The organism is Sphingomonas sp. DMC6 (assembly GCF_056314225.1).
Genome location: NZ_JBQUYT010000003.1, coordinates 108,371 through 127,319, shown reverse-complemented (window position 1 = coordinate 127,319; position 18,949 = coordinate 108,371). Strand labels below are relative to the sequence as shown.

17 protein-coding genes are annotated in these 18,949 nt (G+C 66.9%); 10 read left to right on the top strand and 7 right to left on the bottom strand.

Annotated features, from left to right (window positions below):
• Window positions 1-33 precede the first annotated feature (33 nt).
• The 4 genes from ACT53M_RS07885 to ACT53M_RS07870 all read left to right on the top strand — a co-directional run bounded on the left by ACT53M_RS07885 (window position 34) and on the right by ACT53M_RS07870 (window position 5,235).
• On the top strand, window positions 34-2,280 hold the full coding sequence (locus ACT53M_RS07885) for a xanthine dehydrogenase family protein molybdopterin-binding subunit (protein WP_476232556.1): 2,247 nt from the start codon (window positions 34-36) through the stop codon (window positions 2,278-2,280).
• Entirely contained in the window at window positions 2,277-3,284 is a 1,008-nt protein-coding gene (hemH, locus tag ACT53M_RS07880; protein WP_476232554.1) for a ferrochelatase, read from the top strand. Before ACT53M_RS07885 ends, hemH begins: the two co-directional genes overlap by 4 nt.
• 30 nt (window positions 3,285-3,314) lie before the next feature.
• Complete coding sequence (phbB, locus tag ACT53M_RS07875; RefSeq protein ID WP_476232553.1) at window positions 3,315-4,037, top strand: acetoacetyl-CoA reductase; 723 nt, start codon at window positions 3,315-3,317, stop codon at window positions 4,035-4,037.
• Between the two features lie 199 nt (window positions 4,038-4,236).
• The gene (locus tag ACT53M_RS07870) at window positions 4,237-5,235 is read left to right on the top strand and encodes an esterase-like activity of phytase family protein (RefSeq protein ID WP_476232552.1); all 999 of its coding nucleotides are present in this window, start codon (window positions 4,237-4,239) and stop codon (window positions 5,233-5,235) included.
• 104 nt (window positions 5,236-5,339) lie between these two features.
• Here the strand turns inward: ACT53M_RS07870 and rpmB are convergent, their stop codons facing one another.
• Window positions 5,340-5,639: a 50S ribosomal protein L28 gene (gene rpmB, locus ACT53M_RS07865; protein WP_476232550.1), complete on the bottom strand. Its 300-nt coding sequence runs from the start codon at window positions 5,637-5,639 to the stop codon at window positions 5,340-5,342.
• Between the two features lie 161 nt (window positions 5,640-5,800).
• Here rpmB and ACT53M_RS07860 point away from each other — a divergent pair, with 161 nt between their 5' ends.
• The 3 genes from ACT53M_RS07860 to ACT53M_RS07850 all read left to right on the top strand — a co-directional run bounded on the left by ACT53M_RS07860 (window position 5,801) and on the right by ACT53M_RS07850 (window position 7,908).
• Window positions 5,801-6,046 carry a hypothetical protein gene (locus tag ACT53M_RS07860; protein WP_476232549.1) on the top strand — a complete coding sequence of 82 codons (246 nt, stop codon included), beginning with the start codon at window positions 5,801-5,803 and terminating at the stop codon, window positions 6,044-6,046.
• Window positions 6,047-6,114: 68 nt separating this feature from the next.
• Window positions 6,115-6,543, top strand: coding sequence for a nucleoside deaminase (locus ACT53M_RS07855; protein WP_476233224.1), 429 nt, complete (start codon window positions 6,115-6,117; stop codon window positions 6,541-6,543).
• A 63-nt stretch (window positions 6,544-6,606) separates the two neighbouring features.
• Window positions 6,607-7,908, top strand: coding sequence for a hemolysin family protein (locus tag ACT53M_RS07850; RefSeq protein WP_476232548.1), 1,302 nt, complete (start codon window positions 6,607-6,609; stop codon window positions 7,906-7,908).
• Window positions 7,909-7,920: 12 nt separating this feature from the next.
• On the opposite strand, the gene zapE is transcribed toward ACT53M_RS07850, so the two are convergent.
• From zapE to acs, 6 genes are all read right to left on the bottom strand, one after another.
• Window positions 7,921-9,033: a cell division protein ZapE gene (zapE, locus tag ACT53M_RS07845; protein ID WP_476232546.1), complete on the bottom strand. Its 1,113-nt coding sequence runs from the start codon at window positions 9,031-9,033 to the stop codon at window positions 7,921-7,923.
• A gap of 83 nt (window positions 9,034-9,116) precedes the next feature.
• The gene (locus ACT53M_RS07840) at window positions 9,117-9,899 is read right to left on the bottom strand and encodes a succinate dehydrogenase iron-sulfur subunit (RefSeq protein WP_476228627.1); all 783 of its coding nucleotides are present in this window, start codon (window positions 9,897-9,899) and stop codon (window positions 9,117-9,119) included.
• Window positions 9,900-10,008: 109 nt separating this feature from the next.
• Window positions 10,009-10,608, bottom strand: coding sequence for an ATP-dependent Clp protease proteolytic subunit (locus ACT53M_RS07835; protein WP_476232545.1), 600 nt, complete (start codon window positions 10,606-10,608; stop codon window positions 10,009-10,011).
• A 48-nt stretch (window positions 10,609-10,656) separates the two neighbouring features.
• Window positions 10,657-11,637, bottom strand: coding sequence for a C13 family peptidase (locus tag ACT53M_RS07830; protein WP_476232544.1), 981 nt, complete (start codon window positions 11,635-11,637; stop codon window positions 10,657-10,659).
• Window positions 11,638-11,692: 55 nt separating this feature from the next.
• Complete coding sequence (locus tag ACT53M_RS07825) at window positions 11,693-13,312, bottom strand: DUF6311 domain-containing protein (protein WP_476232542.1); 1,620 nt, start codon at window positions 13,310-13,312, stop codon at window positions 11,693-11,695.
• A gap of 49 nt (window positions 13,313-13,361) precedes the next feature.
• Window positions 13,362-15,299 carry an acetate--CoA ligase gene (gene acs / locus ACT53M_RS07820; protein ID WP_476232540.1) on the bottom strand — a complete coding sequence of 646 codons (1,938 nt, stop codon included), beginning with the start codon at window positions 15,297-15,299 and terminating at the stop codon, window positions 13,362-13,364.
• 132 nt (window positions 15,300-15,431) lie between these two features.
• Between acs and ACT53M_RS07815 the strand changes: the two genes are divergently transcribed.
• Genes ACT53M_RS07815 through ACT53M_RS07805 form a run of 3 tightly spaced genes read left to right on the top strand, consistent with a single transcriptional unit; the run spans window position 15,432 to window position 18,949 of the window.
• The gene (locus ACT53M_RS07815; RefSeq protein ID WP_476232539.1) at window positions 15,432-16,916 is read left to right on the top strand and encodes an efflux transporter outer membrane subunit; all 1,485 of its coding nucleotides are present in this window, start codon (window positions 15,432-15,434) and stop codon (window positions 16,914-16,916) included.
• Entirely contained in the window at window positions 16,906-18,237 is a 1,332-nt protein-coding gene (locus tag ACT53M_RS07810) for an efflux RND transporter periplasmic adaptor subunit (RefSeq protein WP_476232537.1), read from the top strand. The genes ACT53M_RS07815 and ACT53M_RS07810 overlap by 11 nt, the downstream gene beginning before the upstream one ends.
• A 1-nt stretch (window position 18,238) precedes the next feature.
• A complete protein-coding gene (locus ACT53M_RS07805; RefSeq protein WP_476232535.1) occupies window positions 18,239-18,949 on the top strand; it encodes an ABC transporter ATP-binding protein in 711 nt (236 codons plus the stop codon).

Here is an 18,949-nt window from a genome sequence, read left to right as displayed (position 1 = left end):
GCATCCTGCGCCGACGCGCGATAGAGCGGGGCGATGGCGCTCGAACCCCGCAAGCGGATAAAGATTGACCGGCGTTCGCTGCTGATCGGCGGCGGGGCCGGTGTCGGGCTGGTCGTTGCCTATGCGCTGTGGCCGCGCAGTTTCCCCGGCAATCTGACCGCCGACCCGGGCGAAACGGTGTTCGGCGCCTGGCTGAAGATCGGCACCGACGGCCATGTCACCATTGCGGTGCCGCAGGCGGAGCTCGGCCAGGGCGTATACACCGCATTGCCGCAGATCCTGGCCGATGAGCTGGGCGCGGACTGGAACCGGGTGGGGGTGGAAGCGGCGCCGATCAATCCTGCCTATGCCAATCCGCTGGCTGCGGACACGCTGTTCGAATCGGCGCTGGGCCGGCTGCCGCAGCAGTTGCGCGAAACCCATGCCGCGCGCACGTCGCTGATGCTGACGGCCTGCTCGACCTCGGTGCGTACGTTCGAAGCGCCGCTGCGTCAGGCAGGCGCGGCCGCGCGCGTGCTGTTGTGCAAGGCGGCGGCGCGGCGCTGGGGTGTCGACTGGCAGGCGTGCGGCACGGTTGGCAGCACCGTCGTCCACGGTGCGCAGAAGCTCGGCTTCGGCGAACTCGCGGCGGAGGCCATCCGCGAGCGCGTGCCGGTCCGGGTGGCGCTGCGCGGCGATCAGAGCGGGCGGCTCTATGGCCGCGCCATGCACCGGCTGGATGCGCCGCCCAAGCTGGACGGCAGCGCCAATTTCGCCGCCGATGTACGCCTGCCCGGCATGGTGTTCGCGTCGATCCGCCAGGGCCCGGTGGGCGATACCGAGCTGGTGCGCGCCGATCAGGCAGCGGCGAAGCGGCTGCCGGGCGTACTCTCGGTCGTGACGACGAAGCAATGGGCCGCTGTGATCGCCACCGACTGGTGGGCCGCCGACCGCGCCGTGGAAGCGATGCGGCCGCGTTTCCGCCGGCCGGCCGACGTCATCAACGATGATTCGATCGAGGCGGCCCTGTCCGGCGCCTTTGATGCGAACGGCACGCGGATGGCGCAAAAGGGCGATCTGGCCACCGATTTCCGCGACGCCCGCGTGGTGTCGGCCGAATATCGCGTCGGGCTGGCGCTGCACGCGCCGCTCGAGCCGATGAGCTGCACCGCGTCCTGGGCTGACGGCCGGCTGTCGCTCTGGCTCGCGACGCAGGCGCCGGCGCTCACCCGCGACGCCGTCGCGCGGGCGCTGGGAATCGATGCCGCGCGGGTCATCGTCCATCCGACGCTGGGCGGGGGCGGGTTCGGCGCACGGCTGGAGCATGACGTGGCGGTGCAGGCGGCGCTGCTATCGCGCGCGGTGCAGCGGCCGGTGCAGCTCACCTGGCCGCGCGGCGAGGATTTCCGTCGCGACCGGTTCCGCCCGGCGGCAGGTGGGCGGCTGACGGCGAAGCTCGACGGGCGCGGCGCGATTTCCGGCTGGCTCGCCAAGATTGCTGCGCCCGATACCGGCCGCGAGCTGGCCGCGCGCCTGATGGCGGGGGATGCGGTCGTCGCCACCGCGCTCACCCTCCCCGGCGGCGGCGGCGATCCCGCTGCAGTGGCGGGTGCCGTGCCTTCCTACGCCATCCCCAATTACGCAGTCGATCATCACCCTGCGTCGATCGGCGTGCCGACCGGCTATTGGCGCTCGGGCGCGCATAGCTACACCTGCTTCTTCACGGAAAGCTTTGTCGACGAGCTGGCGCATGTCGCCAATCTCGACCCGCTATCGTTCCGCATGGCGATGCTGGGCGGCGAACCGCGGCTCGCCCGCTGCCTGCAGACTGCGGCGCAGCTCGGCGGCTGGCAGGGCGGGGCGCCCGGCAGCGGCCAGGGGATCGCCTGCCACGCCTTTCGCGATTCCTACATTGCCGTGATGGCCGAAGCGCGGCTGAATTCGGAAAATCAGGTGGTGGTCGAGCGGCTGGTCGCCGCGGTCGATTGCGGCCGGGTGGTAAACCCCGATCTCGTCACACAGCAGATCGAAAGCGGGCTGATCTTCGGCATGGCGGCGGCGCTGGGGGGCTCGACCGGCTTCAGCGAAAATGTTGCCGATGTGCGTGAGATTGCCGATCTCGACCTGCCGACGCTTGCCAATGCGCCCGACATCACCGTCGAAATCATCGCCAGCGGGTCGGACCCGGGCGGGGTGAGCGAGCTGGCGGTGCCGCCGGTCGCCCCCGCCATCGCCAACGCCCTGCAGACCGCAACCGGCGCGCGCTTTCGCCGCCTTCCCCTGATATCGGACGCCGAATGACCCTGCCTGCCGATCATCCCGCGATTCCGCCGCGCCGCATCGGCGTCTTGCTCGTCAATCTCGGCACGCCCGACGCGCCCGATCCGGGGGCGGTGAAGCGTTATCTGGGCGAGTTCCTGTCCGACCGCCGCGTCGTCGAAATTCCGCCGCTCCTGTGGCAGCCGATCCTGCGCGGCATCATCCTGCGCACCCGGCCAAAGAAATCGGCGCACGCCTATGCGCAGGTCTGGCGAGAGGACGGATCGCCGCTCGCCGCCATCACACGCGCGCAGGCGCAGAAGCTGCAGGGCGCCTTCGGGCCGGACGTGCTCGTCGAGCATGCGATGCGCTATGGCCGGCCGGCGATCGGCGAGCGGTTGCAGGCCCTCAAGGCGCAGGGCTGCGAGCGGATTCTGGTGGCGCCGCTCTATCCGCAATATTGCGCGGCGACGACTGCGACCGCCAACGATGCCGCCTTTACTGCGCTGGCGAAGATGCGCTGGCAGCCGGCACTGCGCACGCTGCCGCCCTATCATGACGATCCTGCCTATATCGACGCGCTGAAGACGCAGGTGGAGGCGGGGCTGGCCGCGCTCGATTTCACCCCCGACGCGGTGCTGGCCAGCTTTCACGGCATGCCGCAGCGTACGCTGGAGCTGGGCGACCCCTATCACTGCCATTGCCGCAAGACCGCGCGCCTGCTGGGCGAGGCGCTGGGGCGCGAACTGATCGTCACCTTCCAGTCGCGGTTCGGCCGTGCCAAATGGCTGGAGCCCGCCACGGATACGGTGCTTGCCGGCCTTCCTGCGAAGGGCATCCGCCGCGTCGCCATCGTCGCGCCGGGCTTTTCCGCCGACTGCCTCGAAACGCTGGAGGAACTGGCGATCCGCGGCCGCGAAACCTTCCTGGCGGCAACAGGCACCGATTTGGCATATTTGCCTTGTCTCAATGACAGCGAACCCGGCATGGAGCTATTGCGCCATCTGATCGGGCGTGAACTTGCCGGCTGGATACATCCGGCCTGACCTTTTTGGGATCAAAAGGAGAGGACGTACATGGCACGCGTAGCGATCGTGACCGGGGGTACCCGCGGGATCGGTGAGGCGATCAGCCTCGCGCTCAAGGAGGCAGGCGTGACGGTCGCCGCCAACTATGCCGGCAATGACGAGAAGGCAGCGGCGTTCACCGAACGCACCGGCATCAAGGCATTCAAATGGGATGTCGGCGATTTCGATGCCTGCGCCGAAGGTGTGATGGCGGTCGAGGCGGCGCTGGGCCCGGTCGATATCGTCGTCAACAATGCCGGCATTACCCGCGACGGCACCATCCTGAAGATGACGCGCCACATGTGGGAAGAAGTGATCCGCATCAATCTGGGCGGCTGCTTCAACATGGCGCACGCGGTATTTCCGGGCATGCGCGAGCGCAAATGGGGCCGCATCGTCAATATCGGTTCCATCAACGGCCAGGCGGGCCAATATGGTCAGGTAAACTATGCCGCTGCAAAGTCGGGCATCCACGGCTTCACCAAGGCGCTGGCGCAGGAAGGCGCGCGGGTTGGCGTGACCGTTAACGCCATCGCGCCCGGCTATATCGACACCGACATGGTGGCGGCGGTGCCGGCCGACGTGCTGGAAAAGATCGTCGCCAAAATTCCGGTCGGCCGGCTGGGCCAGGCGAGCGAGATTGCGCGCGGCGTGGCGTTCCTGTGCTCGGAAGAAGCGGGTTTCGTCACCGGTTCGACCCTGTCGATCAACGGCGGCCAGCACATGTACTGAAAACAAAGGGGGCCAGCCCTGTGTGGGCCGGCCCCCGATGCCTCTCGATACGCAACGCGAGAGAATTTCTACGCCAACAACACCTGCAATGTAGCGCAGTTCCCTTGATTCTATCCTGAACGGGATGGTTATCGTACGTTCATAATTCGGCGCCGCGGATTGGGCGTGGCCGTGCGGTGCGAAGCCGCTATGAGAGGCCATGCGCCTCCGGCTTCGTACCCTGTTCCTCCCGCCGGTTGTGCTGGCGCTATTCTGTCTCACCGCCTCCGACAAGGATCGCCGCCCGGTGCTGGGCGATGTCGCTGAATTCGATGCGATTCGACTGCCGCTCGACCGGCATGATCCGCAGCGGGTCCGGCTCGGCGCGCTGACCTATCTGGGCGGCGCGCAACTGGTGAGCCGCGATCTGGCCTTTTCCGGCTTTTCCGCACTGGTGGTGGACGGGGACCGCTTCGCGATGCTCAGTGACCGCGGCAATCTGGTGCGCTTCCGCATGGGAGCTGACTGGCGGCCGTTCGACATCCAGTTTCTCGATCTGCCCGCCGGCCCGGGCATCGGCGCAAGGCAGGGGGACCGCGATTCGGAGTCGCTGGCCCGCGATCCGGTGAGCGGCCGATTCTGGGTCGGGTTCGAAGGCCATAACGCGATCTGGCGCTACGATCCCGCGTTTACGCGCGGCGAGGCTGTCACCCATCCGCCCGAAATGCGCGACTGGTCGGAAAATGGCGGTGCCGAATCGATGGCGCGCCTGCCCGACGGGCGTTTTCTGGTGATCAGCGAGACGACGCGGCCCGATGGCCCCGGCCATCAGGCGGAGCGGCGCGCGTTGCTGTTTCCCGGCGATCCTACCGCGCGCGGCATCAGGCCGCTGTCGCTCACCTATGTGCCGCCGCCCGGCTATGATCCCAGCGACGCGGCGGCGCTGCCCGGCGGGCGGCTGCTGGTGCTGACGCGCAAGATCTCGCTGTCGCAGCTGTTTACGGCCAAGCTCGAACTGGTCGACATTCGCGGATTGCACGCTGGCCAGGTGCTGCGTGGCCGTACCATCGCGACCTTCGCGCCGCCGGTGCAGCATGACAATTTCGAAGGGTTGGCAGTCACCCGCGAAGGTGGTGCGACGATCCTGTGGATCGTTTCCGACGACAATGCGCAGTGGTGGCAGCAGACCTTGCTGCTGAAGTTCCGGCTGGATTTATAGAGCAGCCGTTCTGCGGAACGACTCCCGCCCACCTTCACCAGACACGACTCAGCCCGCCCCCGCGCATCGGCGGGAGCGGGCCGGGGTCAGCCGTTCGGACCGAATCAGGCCGCGGCGGCGGTGCCGGCGGTCGCCTTGCGCACTTCGCGCTTCAGGCGACGGGCGCGCAGCGACAGATCTTCGTCGCGGCTCTTCAGCAGCCAGTTGTCCAGGCCGCCGACATGCTCGACCGAACGCAGGCCGTGCGTCGACACGCGCAGACGGATGCTCTTGCCGAGCGAATCCGAGATCAGCGTCACATTCTGCAGGTTCGGCAGAAAGGTGCGCTTGGTCTTGTTGTTGGCGTGGGAAACATTGTGTCCCACCTGCCGGCCCTTGCCGGTCAGCTCGCAAATGCGCGACATCGCTTCAAATCCTGAGTTTTGGCCGATAAGCCGGAAAGGCCGCGCCGATAGCGCCTATGCGCAGCGGCGTCAACCGATTCACGCTGTCCATGCTCGAACTTCCGCGCAACCAGCGCCCGGATTGCGGCGTTGTGCAAGAGTAACGATATGGGGAAACGAGGATGCGAGCAATATTGGCGCTGGCGGGAATCATCCTGCTCGTGGTGGTGATTCTGATCGCCACCGGCATGTTGAACCTCAACATCAGCGGCGGGCGGTTTCCCAGCGTCTCGGCCGAAACCGGATCGGTGCATGTCGGCGAATCAAACGACACGGTGCGCGTGCCCACGGTCGAGATGAAGGACAAGGAGGTCGCGCTCCCGAAGGTGGAGGTGCGCCCGGCGGCCAGCCCGACGCCGGCACAATAACCGGGCGCAGGGCGTGACCTGCGGCCGCACCGGCGTTAAGCGGGGCCATGTTCCCGCTTCCGGACCCGATGCGCGCCGCGCTCGATGCGGCCGCCGCCGCCGCCAGCGCCGGCGAAGTGCCGGTCGGTGCGGCGATCGTCCATGCGGGGCGCGTGCTGGTGGCCACCGCCAATGCGCCGCGCGCGCTGCATGACCCGACCGCCCATGCCGAAATGCTGGCGATTCGCGAGGCTGCCCGGCTGCTCGGGCGCGAGCGGCTGGAGGATTGCGACCTGTGGGTGACGCTGGAGCCCTGCGCCATGTGCGCCGGCGCGATTGCCCATGCCCGCATCGCCCGGCTCTATTACGCGGCCCCCGATCCCAAGGGCGGCGCCGTCGAGCATGGACCGCGCCTGTTCGGCCAGCCGACGGTCCATCACCGCCCCGAATATTATGCCGGAATCGGCGAAGGCGAGGCGGCGGCGCTGCTGCGCGACTTCTTTGCGGCACGCCGCTGAAAATATTCGTGGTCACGGAAGGTTGTTAACTGGCCGCTGCTGCGGATATGGAAGCACTGCACCATGAGCGCTTCTTTCCCCTGGATCGACGTCGCGATCATCCTTGTGCTGATCGCCGTGAACGGCCTTTTTTCGATGTCGGAGCTGGCGATCGTATCGGCGCGCCCGGCGCGGCTGGAGGCGATGGCCCGCATCGGCAATCGCGGCGCACAGACGGCGATCACGCTCGCCGCCGATCCCGGCAAGTTCTTGTCGACCGTGCAGATCGGCATCACGCTGATCGGTATCGTTGCCGGTGCCTATTCGGGCGCCAGCCTGGGCGAACCGGTGTCGCAGCGGCTCGAAGGCCTGGGCCTCAGTGCGGAGGCGGCGCATACGCTGGGCATTACGCTGGTGATCGGCCTAACCACCTTTGCTTCGCTGGTGGTCGGCGAACTGGTGCCCAAGCAATTCGCGCTTCGCTCGCCCGAGCCGATTGCCGCCGTGGCGGCAGTGCCGATGCTGTGGCTGTCGTGGATCACGGCGCCGCTTGTCTGGCTGCTCGATTCGACCAGCGGGCTGGTTTTCCGCCTGCTCCGGATGAAGCGCGAATCGGAGAATCGCGTCACTGCCGAGGAGCTCCATCTGATCGTCGCCGAGGCGAGCAAATCGGGGGTGATCGAGGAGCATGAACGCTCGATTATTTCTGGCGTGGTGCGCCTCGCCGACCGCCCGGTCCGCGAAGTGATGACGCCGCGCACCCAGGTCGACTGGCTGGACGTGAATCTGGACGGCGCAGGCATTCGCGAGGAACTGCTGGCGACGCCGCACACCCGCCTGCCCGTGGCGGAGGGATCGATCGATGCGGTGATCGGCGTGGTGCAGGCGCGCGACATTGCCGCCGCGCTGTTCCGGGGCGAGCCGCTCGACCTGCGCAAGCTGATGCGTCGCGCGCCGATTCTGCCCGATCAGGTCGATGCGATGGATGCGCTGACGGCGCTCCGCCAGGCCGATGTGCCTATGGGGCTGGTCCATGACGAGTACGGCCATTTTGAAGGCATCGTCACGCCCGCCAACCTGCTGGCGGCGATTGCCGGCGAATTTGCGTCCGACGCCGAACCCGGCGACAATCCCAACATCGTCGAGCGCGAGGACGGATCGCTGCTGGTAGCCGGCGCGACCGCCGCCGACGCGCTGGCAGACCGGCTGGGCATCGAGCTGCCCGAGGATCGCGATTATGCCACGGTCGCCGGGCTGGCGCTGGCGGTGCTCAAGCACCTGCCGGGCGAGGGCGAGACGTTCACCGAACAGGGATGGCGGTTCGAAATCGTCGATCTCGACGGGCGCAAGATCGACAAGCTGCTGGTCTCGCAGGACGCGGACTAGCCGTGCAAAGGGTCAGCCCTCGCCATGCCCCTTGGCGAGATAATCGTCCGACTGCATTTCCAATAGCCGGCTGACGGTACGTTCGAACTCGAACCGGCCGTCCCCGGTTTCGTACAGATGCTCGGGTTCGGCATCGGCGGCGGCGAGCAGCTTGACCTTGTGCTCGTACAGTGCGTCGATCAGCGTGACGAAGCGCGCGGCCTCGTTGCGGTTTTCCGGCCCCAGCTTGGGAATGCCGACCAGAATGACGGTGTGAAAGCGCCGTGCAACCGCCAGATAATCGGGCGCACCGCGTGCCTCGCCGCACAGCCTTTTGAACGAAAAGACTGCCACGCCTTTCACGCATTTGGGCACATGCACCTGCCGCCCGCCCTGCACCGGCACGTCGCAGGCGGGCACGCGGGCGCGGTCTTCGACGGGGTAGTCGGTCAGGCGGAAAAAGGCGGCGGAAAGTTCGGCGGTCGCCTCCGGTCCGTTCGGCACCAGCCAGGTATGGACGCTGCCCAGCCGGTCGCGCCGATAATCGACCGGACCGTTGAGCGCGAGCACATCCATCTTCTCGCCGATCAGGTCGATGAAGGGCAGGAAGAGCTGGCGGTTGAGCCCGTCCTTGTAGAGGTCGCGCGGCGGGCGGTTGGAGGTGGCGACCACCGTCAGGCCATGCGCCATCATCGCGGTGAACAGCCGCGACAGGATCATTGCGTCGGGCGGATTGTTGACCACCAGCTCGTCGAAGGCGAGCAGCCGCGTGTCGCTCGCCAGCGCATCGGCGACGGCGGTGACGGGATCGGCAGTGTCCTTCTGCCGCTGTTCATTCAGCCGCTCGTGCACTTCGAGCATGAATTCGTGGAAATGGACGCGGCGCTTGCGCTGGATGGCGAGGCTGTCGAAGAACAGGTCCATCAGCATTGACTTGCCGCGACCGACATCCCCCCACAGGTATAGCCCGCGCGGCACCGCCGGCTTGCGGCCGGCGAGCTTCCACAACACGCTGCCCTTGCGCGGCGCGGCCTCCAGTTCCCCCGCCAGCGCGTCCAGCCGGGCGGCCGCTGCTTCCTGCTCCCGATCGGGGCGAAGCTCGCCTGCGGAGATGAGTGCGCGGTAGCGATCGAGAACGCGGGTCATCGGAAAGGCATCACCAAAAAGAACGAGCCGCCGGGCCGGGTGGCCTGGCAGCTCGGAACCATTTCATCGAAGAGGAGCACGCCTCAAAGAACGCGCTCGGCTTCCATCTTCTTGATCTCGGCGATCGCCTTGGCCGGGCTCAGGCCCTTGGGGCAGGCATTCGCGCAATTCATGATCGTGTGGCAGCGATAGAGGCGGAACGGATCCTCGAGCTGGTCGAGCCGTTCGCCGGTCATCTCGTCGCGCGAGTCGGCCAGCCAGCGATAGGCCTGAAGCAGGATCGCCGGGCCAAGGAACTTGTCGCTGTTCCACCAATAGCTCGGGCACGAAGTCGAGCAGCAGGCGCACAGGATGCACTCATAGAGGCCGTCGAGCTTCTCGCGGTCCTTCGGGCTTTGCAGTCGCTCCTTGCCCGAAGGCGTGGTGGTGACGGTCTGCAGCCAAGGCTTGATCGAGGCGTACTGCGCGTAAAAGTGCGTGAAATCGGGGACCAGGTCCTTGATCACGTCCATGTGCGGCAGCGGGGTGATCTGCACCTCGCCCTTGATGTCTTCGATCGCGGTGGTGCAGGCGAGGCCGTTCTTGCCGCCGATATTCATCGAGCAGGAACCGCAAATGCCCTCGCGGCACGAACGGCGGAAGGTCAGCGAGGAATCCTGCTCGCCCTTGATCTTGATCAGCGCGTCGAGGACCATCGGGCCGCATTCGTCGAGATCGACCTCGAACGTGTCATAGCGGGGGTTCTCGCCCGAATCCGGATCGTAGCGATAGATTTTGAACTTCTTGACCCGCTTGGCCTCGGGGCTCGCCTTGTGCTCCTGGCCCTTGGTGATGCGGCTGTTCTTGGGCAGGCGGAATTCGGCCATTCCTGAAACTTCCTCTTTCGCTTCGGCGCGAGGCCTCTCTTTGCGGCGCGGGCTATGCCTTTCGCGCTCGCAGCGCAAGTGTCCTTTGGATCGCGGCCGCGCGCGGGCGTTAAATCACGTCGAGGATCAGGCCGAGATCGCGGGCCTCTTCGGCCTCGATATACCAGTTGGCGGGCGCGCGGTGGCAAACCTCGTCGAAATCGATCCGGGAACCGGCGACCAGGTCGCGAAACCCCTCTTCCTCGATCAGGATCGAATGTTCGATCTCGTGCAGCTTGGCCTTCAGTATCGCGGTGAGCGAGCGAAGCGGGCCGGAAAGCTGCAGCGTGCTCGCCATCTGTCGCTCATGCACCATGATCCGCGTGCCCCGCGTCGCAAAGCGCTGGTGCACCGGAAAGCTGGCCATGAACGTGGCGCCGGCCGAATAGACCGCCACCTTGCCCAGAAACAGCATCTCGCGCCCGCTATGGTCGCGCAGCAGCCGCAGTTCGTCGGCCATCAGCCGGGCTATCTCGGGGTCTCCGCCCAGCGTGGAGAGCGAGACGACCAGCGGCCCTTCCTGGGGCGCGGCGAGAAGCTGGTCGCGAAAGCTGGCATACATCGTCGCATCCACCGGCCCCTGCAGCCGCAGATGCGGCGCGGCGAGCAGCGGATAGCGCTGGAGCGGCGTGGAAGCTTGCGTGCGCTGCGCGTCTTGGGACTGGAACATGGCCGCTGCAACCAGTGAGCCGGTGCGGCGGTTCCGCACTTCAGGGCTTCACGGTTTCAGGGCATCGGTGGCGGGGGCGCCGACCGGCTGGGTCGGCACCTTCGGCATGCGCGCTTCGAGCGGGCCGAGCCAGGTCGCGACATGGTCGCCGACATAGATTTGCGGGTTGGACGGCTCGAGCGCATTGGCGCGTTCCCACCCGCCGATCATCTGGCGCGCCTCTCGCGCCGCATCGGCGAGCGGCTGCGGCTTGCGCAGCGCGTGGTTGATCAGCGCGTCGCCGAAAAAGGTCCAGTCATTCTCGGCCCGGCAACCGAAGGAGGAACGGGTCGAGGAGGCAGCGGTGAAGATCGCGCTGCTGTCGCTCATCAGCCCGCGCACGAACGCGCCCGAATAACAGGCAGACAGGATCAGCACGCGGTTGCGGATACCCAGCCCGTCGAGCAGCTCAGCCAGCCGTTTCGGCGACAACATGCCGAAGCCTTGGTCGCCGTCATGATAGGCGATGCCGGCATCATGGGCGCCGTGGCTGGTGCTGTAGAGCACCAGCACGTCCTGCTTGCGGTCCATCAGTTCGGCGATGCGCGCCAGCGCCAGCGCCAGTGTCGTCAGGCTACCCTGCGGCAGCACCGCGCCGCCACGCCCGTCCGGCCCTGCAAGCACCAGCGTCCGCCCGGCGGCATCGAAGCGCCGCGACAGCACCTTGCCCGCCTCGCGTGCCTCGCGGCTGAACACCGGATCGCTGTCGAGCGCGATGCTGAGCACATAGGCATCGACCACGCCCTTGCGCTCGGGCTGAAGCGTCGCGAGTGCGGCGTCGAACCGGCGATGCTCGGCCAGCATCGCAGCGGCCGGGCGCCCGCGCTGCAACTCCGGCCCCCCATCGAAACCGTCGATCCCATCGTCGCCCGACACCAGGCCGGGCCAGTCGCTCTTGTGCTCGGGGGGGTGTTCCTGCGCGGCAGCCGGATGTGCGGCAAACCACGCCGCGGCCAGACAGGGCAGGAACAGGCGAGACAGGCGACCCATATGGCAAGGCTCCGCTATTTCCGCCGATCCCAAGCCAGTCAGGCGCGTATGTCAATCATATCCGGGCGGGATGGGATCCGGCCGGGCACGCGCGAGGCAGCAAGACTCGAGTCCCGTCGAGCGTAACCGGGCGAAGCGGTGCAGGCACCTGCACGTCGGGCAGGAGGATGTAGAGCCTGCCGCACGCGATCTGCCCGGCCTGGAAGGCGGCGAGGTCGGTGGCCGACTGCGCGAGCATGGTGCGCGAGGTACGGGCGGCATAGACCGCCCGCACGGGCTTGCCGAGCGACGTGGCGCGCCATGCGACTTCCTGGAACAGCTCGAGGTCGCGCGTCGGATCGGCGGGAAGAAAGGCAACATCCTTTGCCTGCGCGATGGCGCCTGCCCAGCCGGGATCGGCGGTGCGGACGTACGGGGTCGCGGGTGACGCGCTCAGCGTGCGCAGCGCTGCCACCATGCCGGACATGTCGGCAAGCTGGAGCATGACGAGCGCCGCGAGCACTGCCCCGGCACGCCGTGTTCCCAGTCGAAAAATCGCGACCAGTCCGATGAGCACCAGTACATAAGCGACCGGCCAGAACAGCCGGCCGGATGCGCGAACCATGTCGAGCGCGGGCGCCAGAATCGCCGGCGGCGCCATGCGTGGCAGCTTGTGCCCGGCGATGTCGGGATAGGTGCTGATCGCAAGCAGCGTCAAAGCAATCAGGGCCGGGGCAAGCCAGGCGATGCGGGCATGCATCGCGCGTTCGGCGGTTGTGCGCGGAAAGCGCCAGGCGATGCACGCCGCGAAAACCAGCATCAGCAGCAGGCCTGCGCCGAGATACTGGAAGCCCTCGAAATCGCGACCGGGGCGTTGGGGGGTGGCGGGTAAAAGCGTCGAGAAGGACGGGTTGGCGGGATTTACCAGCGCGTCGAGCGGCATGGCGAAGGCGCCGTAATTGCCGGCGCGGACATAGTTGCCGCCGGCCCCCAGCCACCATGCGAGCGCCGCCACCAGCAGCAACGCCGCGCATGCACCCGCGATCGTTCTGGCGCGCGCCCTGGCTTCGCTGTCGATGGTTCGGGCAAAGGTGGAGCAGGCCCAGAGTGCGCCGACCATCACCAGCAAATAGCTGTGCACCAGCGTGGTAACCGCCAGCAGCGGCAGCCAGCGCCGGTCCTGTGCCGGGCGCGGCTCAAGGTGCAGCCACAATGCCCACAGGATCAGCCAATGGGCGAACAGATTGGCGTGAAGGATCCGGTTGAACAGCGTCGGCAACAGGCACAGCAGCGCGGTCCCTGCCCAGAGCGCCAGCGGATCGGGGGCGTGGCGGCGGAGCAGCGCGTGTGCAAAGCCTGCCTGGAGCATCAGGCATAGCAGGAACCACCAGCCGACAAATTGCGTATCGGCTGGCAGGAGGGGCGCAAAGGGGCGGGTCAGCAATCCGATCAGCGGATTGCTGTCGGTGAACAGCAGCGGCACGCCTTCCGGTGCGCCGAGCAGCGCCGTGCGCAGCGAAAACCCCGCGGCACTGTCGTGCAGATAGGCGTGGAGGCCCAGCGCATTTTCGCCATTGTCGGTGCCGCGCAGCAGCCACGCGATCGCACCGGGGTCGAGAATCGCAGGGTGAAAGAACAGCAGGAACAGCGCGACCGGCAACAGCGCAAAGGGCAGCAGGGCGATCAGGCGGCGCACGGCTGCATGCTACCGCCTGACGCTGCAAAATGGGTTAACGGCCCTTTCGTTACCCCACCCTGTTCGCGAGCAGGTCTTCTACCACTGCCGGATCTGCGAGGGTCGAGATGTCGCCCAGATTGCTGGTGTCCCCTTCGGCGATCTTGCGCAGGATGCGGCGCATGATCTTGCCGGAGCGGGTCTTGGGCAGGCCGGGCGCGAACTGGATCGCGTCGGGCGTGGCGATCGGGCCGATTTCGCTGCGCACCCAGTCGCGCAGCTCCTTGCGCAGCGCCTCGTCCGCCGTCACGCCGGCATTGAGCGTGACATAGGCATAGATGCCCTGCCCCTTAATGTCGTGCGGCATGCCGACCACCGCCGCTTCGGCGACCTTGTCGTGCAGCACCAGCGCGCTTTCGACTTCGGCGGTGCCCATGCGGTGGCCGGAGACGTTGATCACGTCGTCGACCCGGCCGGTGATCCAGTAATAGCCATCGGCATCGCGGCGGCAGCCGTCGCCGGTGAAATATTTGCCGCGATAGGTGGTGAAATAGGTCTGGAAGAAGCGTTCGTGATCGCCCCAGACGGTGCGCATCTGTCCCGGCCAGCTCCGCGCGATGACCAGATTGCCCTCGGCAGGCCCATGCAGGACGTTGCCGTCGGCATCGACGATCTGCGGATCGACGCCGGGGAAGGGGAAGGTGGCCGAACCCGGTTTCAGCGGCACCGCGCCGGGCATCGGCGTGATCATGTGGCCGCCGGTTTCGGTCTGCCACCAGGTGTCGACGATCGGACAGCGCCCTTCGCCTACCACCTCATGATACCAGCGCCAGGCTTCGGGATTGATCGGCTCGCCGACCGAGCCGAGCAGCTTGAGCGACTTGCGGCTGGTGCGGGTAACGAAATCATCGCCTTCCTTCATCAGCGCGCGCAGTGCCGTGGGGGCGGTGTAGAGAATCTCGACCTTGTGGCGATCGACCACCTGCCAGATGCGGCTGGCGTCGGGCCAGTTGGGCACGCCTTCGTACATCAGCGTGATGCCGCCATTGGCGAGCGGACCATAGACGATATAGCTGTGGCCGGTGACCCAGCCGATATCGGCCGCGCACCAATAGACCTGGCCGGGCCGGTAATCGAACACCAGCTCGTGCGAATAGGCCGCCCACAGCAGATAGCCGCCGCTGGAATGGAGCACGCCCTTGGGCTTGCCGGTCGATCCCGAGGTATAGAGGATGAACAGCGGGTCTTCAGCGCCCATCGGCTCGACGGGGCAGTCGGCCGGCACCTGCGCGGCCGCTTCGTGATACCAGATGTCGCGGCCCGGCTGCATCGCCACATTCCCGCCGGTAGCGCGAACGACGATGACTGACTTCACGCCCGGCGCATGGGCCTGGGCGGCATCGACATTGGCCTTGAGCGGCACGCGCTTGCCGCCGCGACGGCCCTCGTCGGCGGTGATGACGACGCTGCTGTCGCAATCGACGATGCGGCCGGCCAGGGCCTCGGGCGAGAAGCCGCCGAACACCACCGAATGGATCGCCCCGATCCGCGCACAGGCGAGCAGCGCGAAGGCCGCCTCGGGGATCATCGGCATATAGATGGTGACGCGGTCGCCCTTCTGCACGCCCTGTGCCTTCAGCACATTGGCGAAGCGGCAGACCTGTTCGTACAGTTCGAGATAGGTGATCCGGCGCGGTTCCTCGGCGGGATCGTCGGGCTCCCACAGGATCGCGGTCTGGCCGCCGCGGCTGGCCAGGTGGCGGTCGATGCAGTTGGCGGCAACGTTCAGCCGGCCATCGGCGAACCAGCGGATATGGAAATCGCGCTCGTCGAACGACCAGTCGCCGGCAATTTCGGGGCGCTTGATCCAGTCGAGCCGGCGTGCCTGTTCGAGCCAGAAGCTGCCGGGGTCGGCGAGCGAACGGCCATGGAGTTTTTCATAACCTGCGGCGTCGACACGGGCATGCTTCGCCCAGTTTTCCGGCACCGGATACACGCTATCGCTCATCAGACCCCTCCTGGTCGCGGCGCATCTAGGAGCGGGGGTGGGCAATAGGCAAGCCGGCGTGTGCCGCAGGATCGTTACGGAAATGAATGTTTCCGCTGGAAACGGGCGCGCGTATCAGTCATGTATAACGCCATGACACGTCGCGCGATCGCTCTGTTGCTGTGCACGGTGCCGCCGCTGGGGGGCTGTACGATGGGCCCCCCCTATCATCCCCAGACCGCGCAGGCGCTGGGGGTACCCGACAGTTTCTCGGTCGCTGCCGACCAGAAGGCGCGGGAGGACCTCGGCCGCTGGTGGGGGCGGTTCGATGATCCGATGCTGGGGCAGCTGGTCGAAAAGGCGCAGACCGCCAATCTCGACATCGGCCAGGCCGTGGTGCGGCTGCGTCAGGCGCGCGAATCGCTGGTACAGGCGCGTGCGGGGCTGATGCCGACGCTGAGTGGCTCGGCAGGCTATTCGCGCAGCGAGCCGATCCGCGGTGGCACCACCACCACGCGCCTCTCCGACGGAACGGTCGCCTCCTTCTCGCAGGGCGGCACCAGCAGTTTCTCGCTGGGGCTGGATGCCAGCTACCAGGTCGATCTGTTCGGCGGCGTACGCAGCGGCGTCGATGCCGCCCGCGCTGCCTATGAAGCAGCTGGTTTCGACCAGGCGACGGTATTGCTGTCGGTCGAATCGGAGACGGCACGAAATTATGTGCTGGCGCGGCTGACGCAGGCGCAGCTTGCCAATGCCCGCGAAAGTCTGACGATCCAGGACGAAAATCTGCGGATCGCCGAATGGCGCGTGCAGGCCGGGCTGGTCTCGTCGCTCGATGCCGAGCAGGCGCGGGCGCAACGGGCGCAGACCGCAGCGACCATTCCGCAGCTGGAAACCAGCTATGCCGGCTATGTTGCGCGGCTGGGTGTGCTGACCGGGCAGGCGCCGGGCGCGCTGCGGCCGATGCTGGAGGCGAGTCGGCCGATTCCGCGCGGCCCGGCGAGCGTGGCTGCCGGTATTCCCGCCGATGCGCTGCGCCAGCGCCCGGATGTACGCTCCGCCGAGCGCAGCCTGGCCGCCGCGACCGCGCGGATCGGCGTTTCGGCGGCGCAACTCTATCCCAACCTGTCGATCGGCGGCAGCCTCAATAGCGGCAGCGCCTCGCTCGAATCGGTGGTCGACCTGATTACCGGCAGATTGTTCGCCAACATCGCCCAGACCATCTTCGATGCCGGCCGCACGCGCAGTCAGGTGCGCGCCGCGCGTGCCGCCGCTGATGGGGCCTTCCTCACCTACAAGGCCAGTGTGCTGAAGGCGCTGGAGGACATCGAAAACGCGATCGTGGCTCTACAGGCGGCCCAGCTCCGCGAGACCGAGTTCCGTAGCGCACTGGAAGCAGCCAACAACCAGGCGCTGCTCGCGCGGATGCGCTACCGCTCCGGCCTTACCGATTTCACCACCCTCAACCAGTCCGAAAGCGCCCTGCTTTCGGCAAAGAACGGCTTGTCCCAGGCCGAATCCGAACAGGCGACTGCGCTGATCCAGCTCTATGTCGCCCTTGGCGGCGGCTGGGACAGCAGCAACGCCCCCACCCAACCCCTCCCCACGACGACAGGCAGCTCCGCCGATGGCCAGTGAAACACCGGAACTGAACGCCTTTCTGGGCACCAAGCGGCGACCCTGGTGGCGGCGCAACCTGCGCTGGATCATCATCGCCGTCGTGGTAGTGGTGCTCGGGCTGCTCGTCTCGCGCTGCTTCGCGCCGAAGCCGCCGCCCAGCTACATCACGGTGCCCGCCGAAAAGGGTGCGCTCGCGGTCACCGTGTCGGCAACGGGCCGGTTGGCGCCGACGCGGCAGGTGACGGTGGGCTCGGAAATCTCCGGCCTCGTCCTCAAGGTGCTGGTCGACGTCAATGATCGGGTGAAAGAGGGGCAACCCATCGCGATCATCGATCCGTCGCGGCTTGACGACGCGATTACCCAGAGCCGTGCAACGCTGCTCGCCAACCAGGCGGCGGTGGCGCAGGCGCAAGCGACGCTGGACGAGTCGGTCGCCCAGCTTCGGCGCATGGAGGAAGTGAGCCGGCTGTCGGGCGGCAAGGTGCCGGCCAAGACCGAACTGGATACTGCCCGCGCCGCCGTGGAACGCGCCCGCGCCAATCTGCGCGCGGCCCAGGCGAACGTCGTTTCTGCCCAGGCATCGTTGTCGTCGAACCAGACGCAGCGGTTCAAATCGATCATCCGTTCGCCGGTGGACGGCGTCGTGCTCGCGCGTCAGGTCGATGCCGGCCAGACGGTTGCTGCTTCGTTCAGCACCCCGACGATGTTCGTGATCGCCCGTGATCTCACGCAGATGAAGCTGGAGGTGGCGATCGACGAAGCCGATGTCGGGTCGGTGAAGGTCGGGCAGCCTGCCAGCTTTACCGTCGATGCGTTTCCCGGCCGGACCTTTCCGGCGCAGATCACCCGCGTCGATCTGGGTTCCAACCTGACCGCCTCGACGGCGTCGAGCAGCTCGGCAACCAGCAGCGGCACGACCAGCAGCTCCAATCAGGTCGTTTCCTACGCAGCGATATTGTCGGTCACCAATCCGGACCTGACGCTGCGCCCGGGCATGACCGCGACCGCGACGATCGGCGTCGAGAAGCTCGACAATGTGCTGATGGTACCCAATGGCGCACTGCGCTTCACGCCGGAGGAAGCCGGCGCCAAGGCCGGCGTGCAGGTCCAGTTCGGCCCGCGCCGGCAGGATCAGCAAAAGTCGATCGGCCGTGGCAGCCATCAGACAGTCTATGTCGTGGGCAAGGACGGCAAGCCGCAGAAGGTCGATGTCGTGACCGGCCCGAGCGACGGCAGCCGCACCGCAGTGACGAGCGCGCAGTTGAAGCCCGGCATGAAGGTAATCGTCGGTGTTCAGGCCAATGGTCCTGCCAAGCCCGCCAAGGACGATCAGGACTGACATGGGCGAGCCGCTCATCCAGCTGCAGGGCGTCACCAAGACGTTCGGCGAAGGGCCGACGGCGTTTCAGGCGTTGAAAGGCGTCGACCTGACGATCGAGCCGGGTGCCTTCATGGCGGTGATGGGGGCATCGGGCTCGGGCAAATCGACGACGATGAACATTCTCGGTTGCCTCGACGTGCCGACCGGGGGCGCCTATCTGTTCCGCGGCGTCCATGTCGAGAAGCTGGATCGCGACCAGCGCGCCTATCTGCGCCGCCGCTATCTCGGCTTCGTGTTCCAGGGCTTCAACCTGCTCGCCCGCACCACGGCGCTGGAGAATGTCGAGCTGCCGCTGCTGTATCGCGGCGAGCATCGCCGCGCGCGGCGCGAGGCGGCCATGGCGGCGCTGGCGCAAGTGGGGCTCGATCGCTGGGCGGACCATACGCCCGCCGAATTGTCGGGCGGCCAGCAGCAGCGCGTCGCGATCGCCCGCGCGATCGTGACCAGGCCCGATGTGCTGCTCGCCGACGAACCCACGGGCAATCTCGACAGCGAACGCTCGGTCGAAATCATGAAGCTGCTCCAGCAGCTCAATGCCGAACTGGGTATCACCGTGCTGATGGTCACCCACGAACCCGATATGGCGGCTTTCGCCAAGACCATCGTGCATTTCAAGGACGGGCTGGTCGAGCGGACCGAAATCCCCGCCGGTACTGCGATGGGGGCCTGA

Bases quoted from the DNA above. Each gene is read 5' to 3' on its own strand.
- ACT53M_RS07885 (WP_476232556.1), top strand. From the start codon at position 34: ATGGCGCTCGAACCCCGCAAGCGGATAAAGATTGACCGGCGTTCGCTG.
- hemH (WP_476232554.1), top strand. From the start codon at position 2,277: ATGACCCTGCCTGCCGATCATCCCGCGATTCCGCCGCGCCGCATCGGC.
- phbB (WP_476232553.1), top strand. From the start codon at position 3,315: ATGGCACGCGTAGCGATCGTGACCGGGGGTACCCGCGGGATCGGTGAG.
- ACT53M_RS07870 (WP_476232552.1), top strand. From the start codon at position 4,237: ATGCGCCTCCGGCTTCGTACCCTGTTCCTCCCGCCGGTTGTGCTGGCG.
- rpmB (WP_476232550.1), bottom strand. From the start codon at position 5,639: ATGTCGCGCATTTGCGAGCTGACCGGCAAGGGCCGGCAGGTGGGACAC.
- ACT53M_RS07860 (WP_476232549.1), top strand. From the start codon at position 5,801: ATGCGAGCAATATTGGCGCTGGCGGGAATCATCCTGCTCGTGGTGGTG.
- ACT53M_RS07855 (WP_476233224.1), top strand. From the start codon at position 6,115: ATGCGCGCCGCGCTCGATGCGGCCGCCGCCGCCGCCAGCGCCGGCGAA.
- ACT53M_RS07850 (WP_476232548.1), top strand. From the start codon at position 6,607: ATGAGCGCTTCTTTCCCCTGGATCGACGTCGCGATCATCCTTGTGCTG.
- zapE (WP_476232546.1), bottom strand. From the start codon at position 9,033: ATGACCCGCGTTCTCGATCGCTACCGCGCACTCATCTCCGCAGGCGAG.
- ACT53M_RS07840 (WP_476228627.1), bottom strand. From the start codon at position 9,899: ATGGCCGAATTCCGCCTGCCCAAGAACAGCCGCATCACCAAGGGCCAG.
- ACT53M_RS07835 (WP_476232545.1), bottom strand. From the start codon at position 10,608: ATGTTCCAGTCCCAAGACGCGCAGCGCACGCAAGCTTCCACGCCGCTC.
- ACT53M_RS07830 (WP_476232544.1), bottom strand. From the start codon at position 11,637: ATGGGTCGCCTGTCTCGCCTGTTCCTGCCCTGTCTGGCCGCGGCGTGG.
- acs (WP_476232540.1), bottom strand. From the start codon at position 15,299: ATGAGCGATAGCGTGTATCCGGTGCCGGAAAACTGGGCGAAGCATGCC.
- ACT53M_RS07815 (WP_476232539.1), top strand. From the start codon at position 15,432: ATGACACGTCGCGCGATCGCTCTGTTGCTGTGCACGGTGCCGCCGCTG.
- ACT53M_RS07810 (WP_476232537.1), top strand. From the start codon at position 16,906: ATGGCCAGTGAAACACCGGAACTGAACGCCTTTCTGGGCACCAAGCGG.
- ACT53M_RS07805 (WP_476232535.1), top strand. From the start codon at position 18,239: ATGGGCGAGCCGCTCATCCAGCTGCAGGGCGTCACCAAGACGTTCGGC.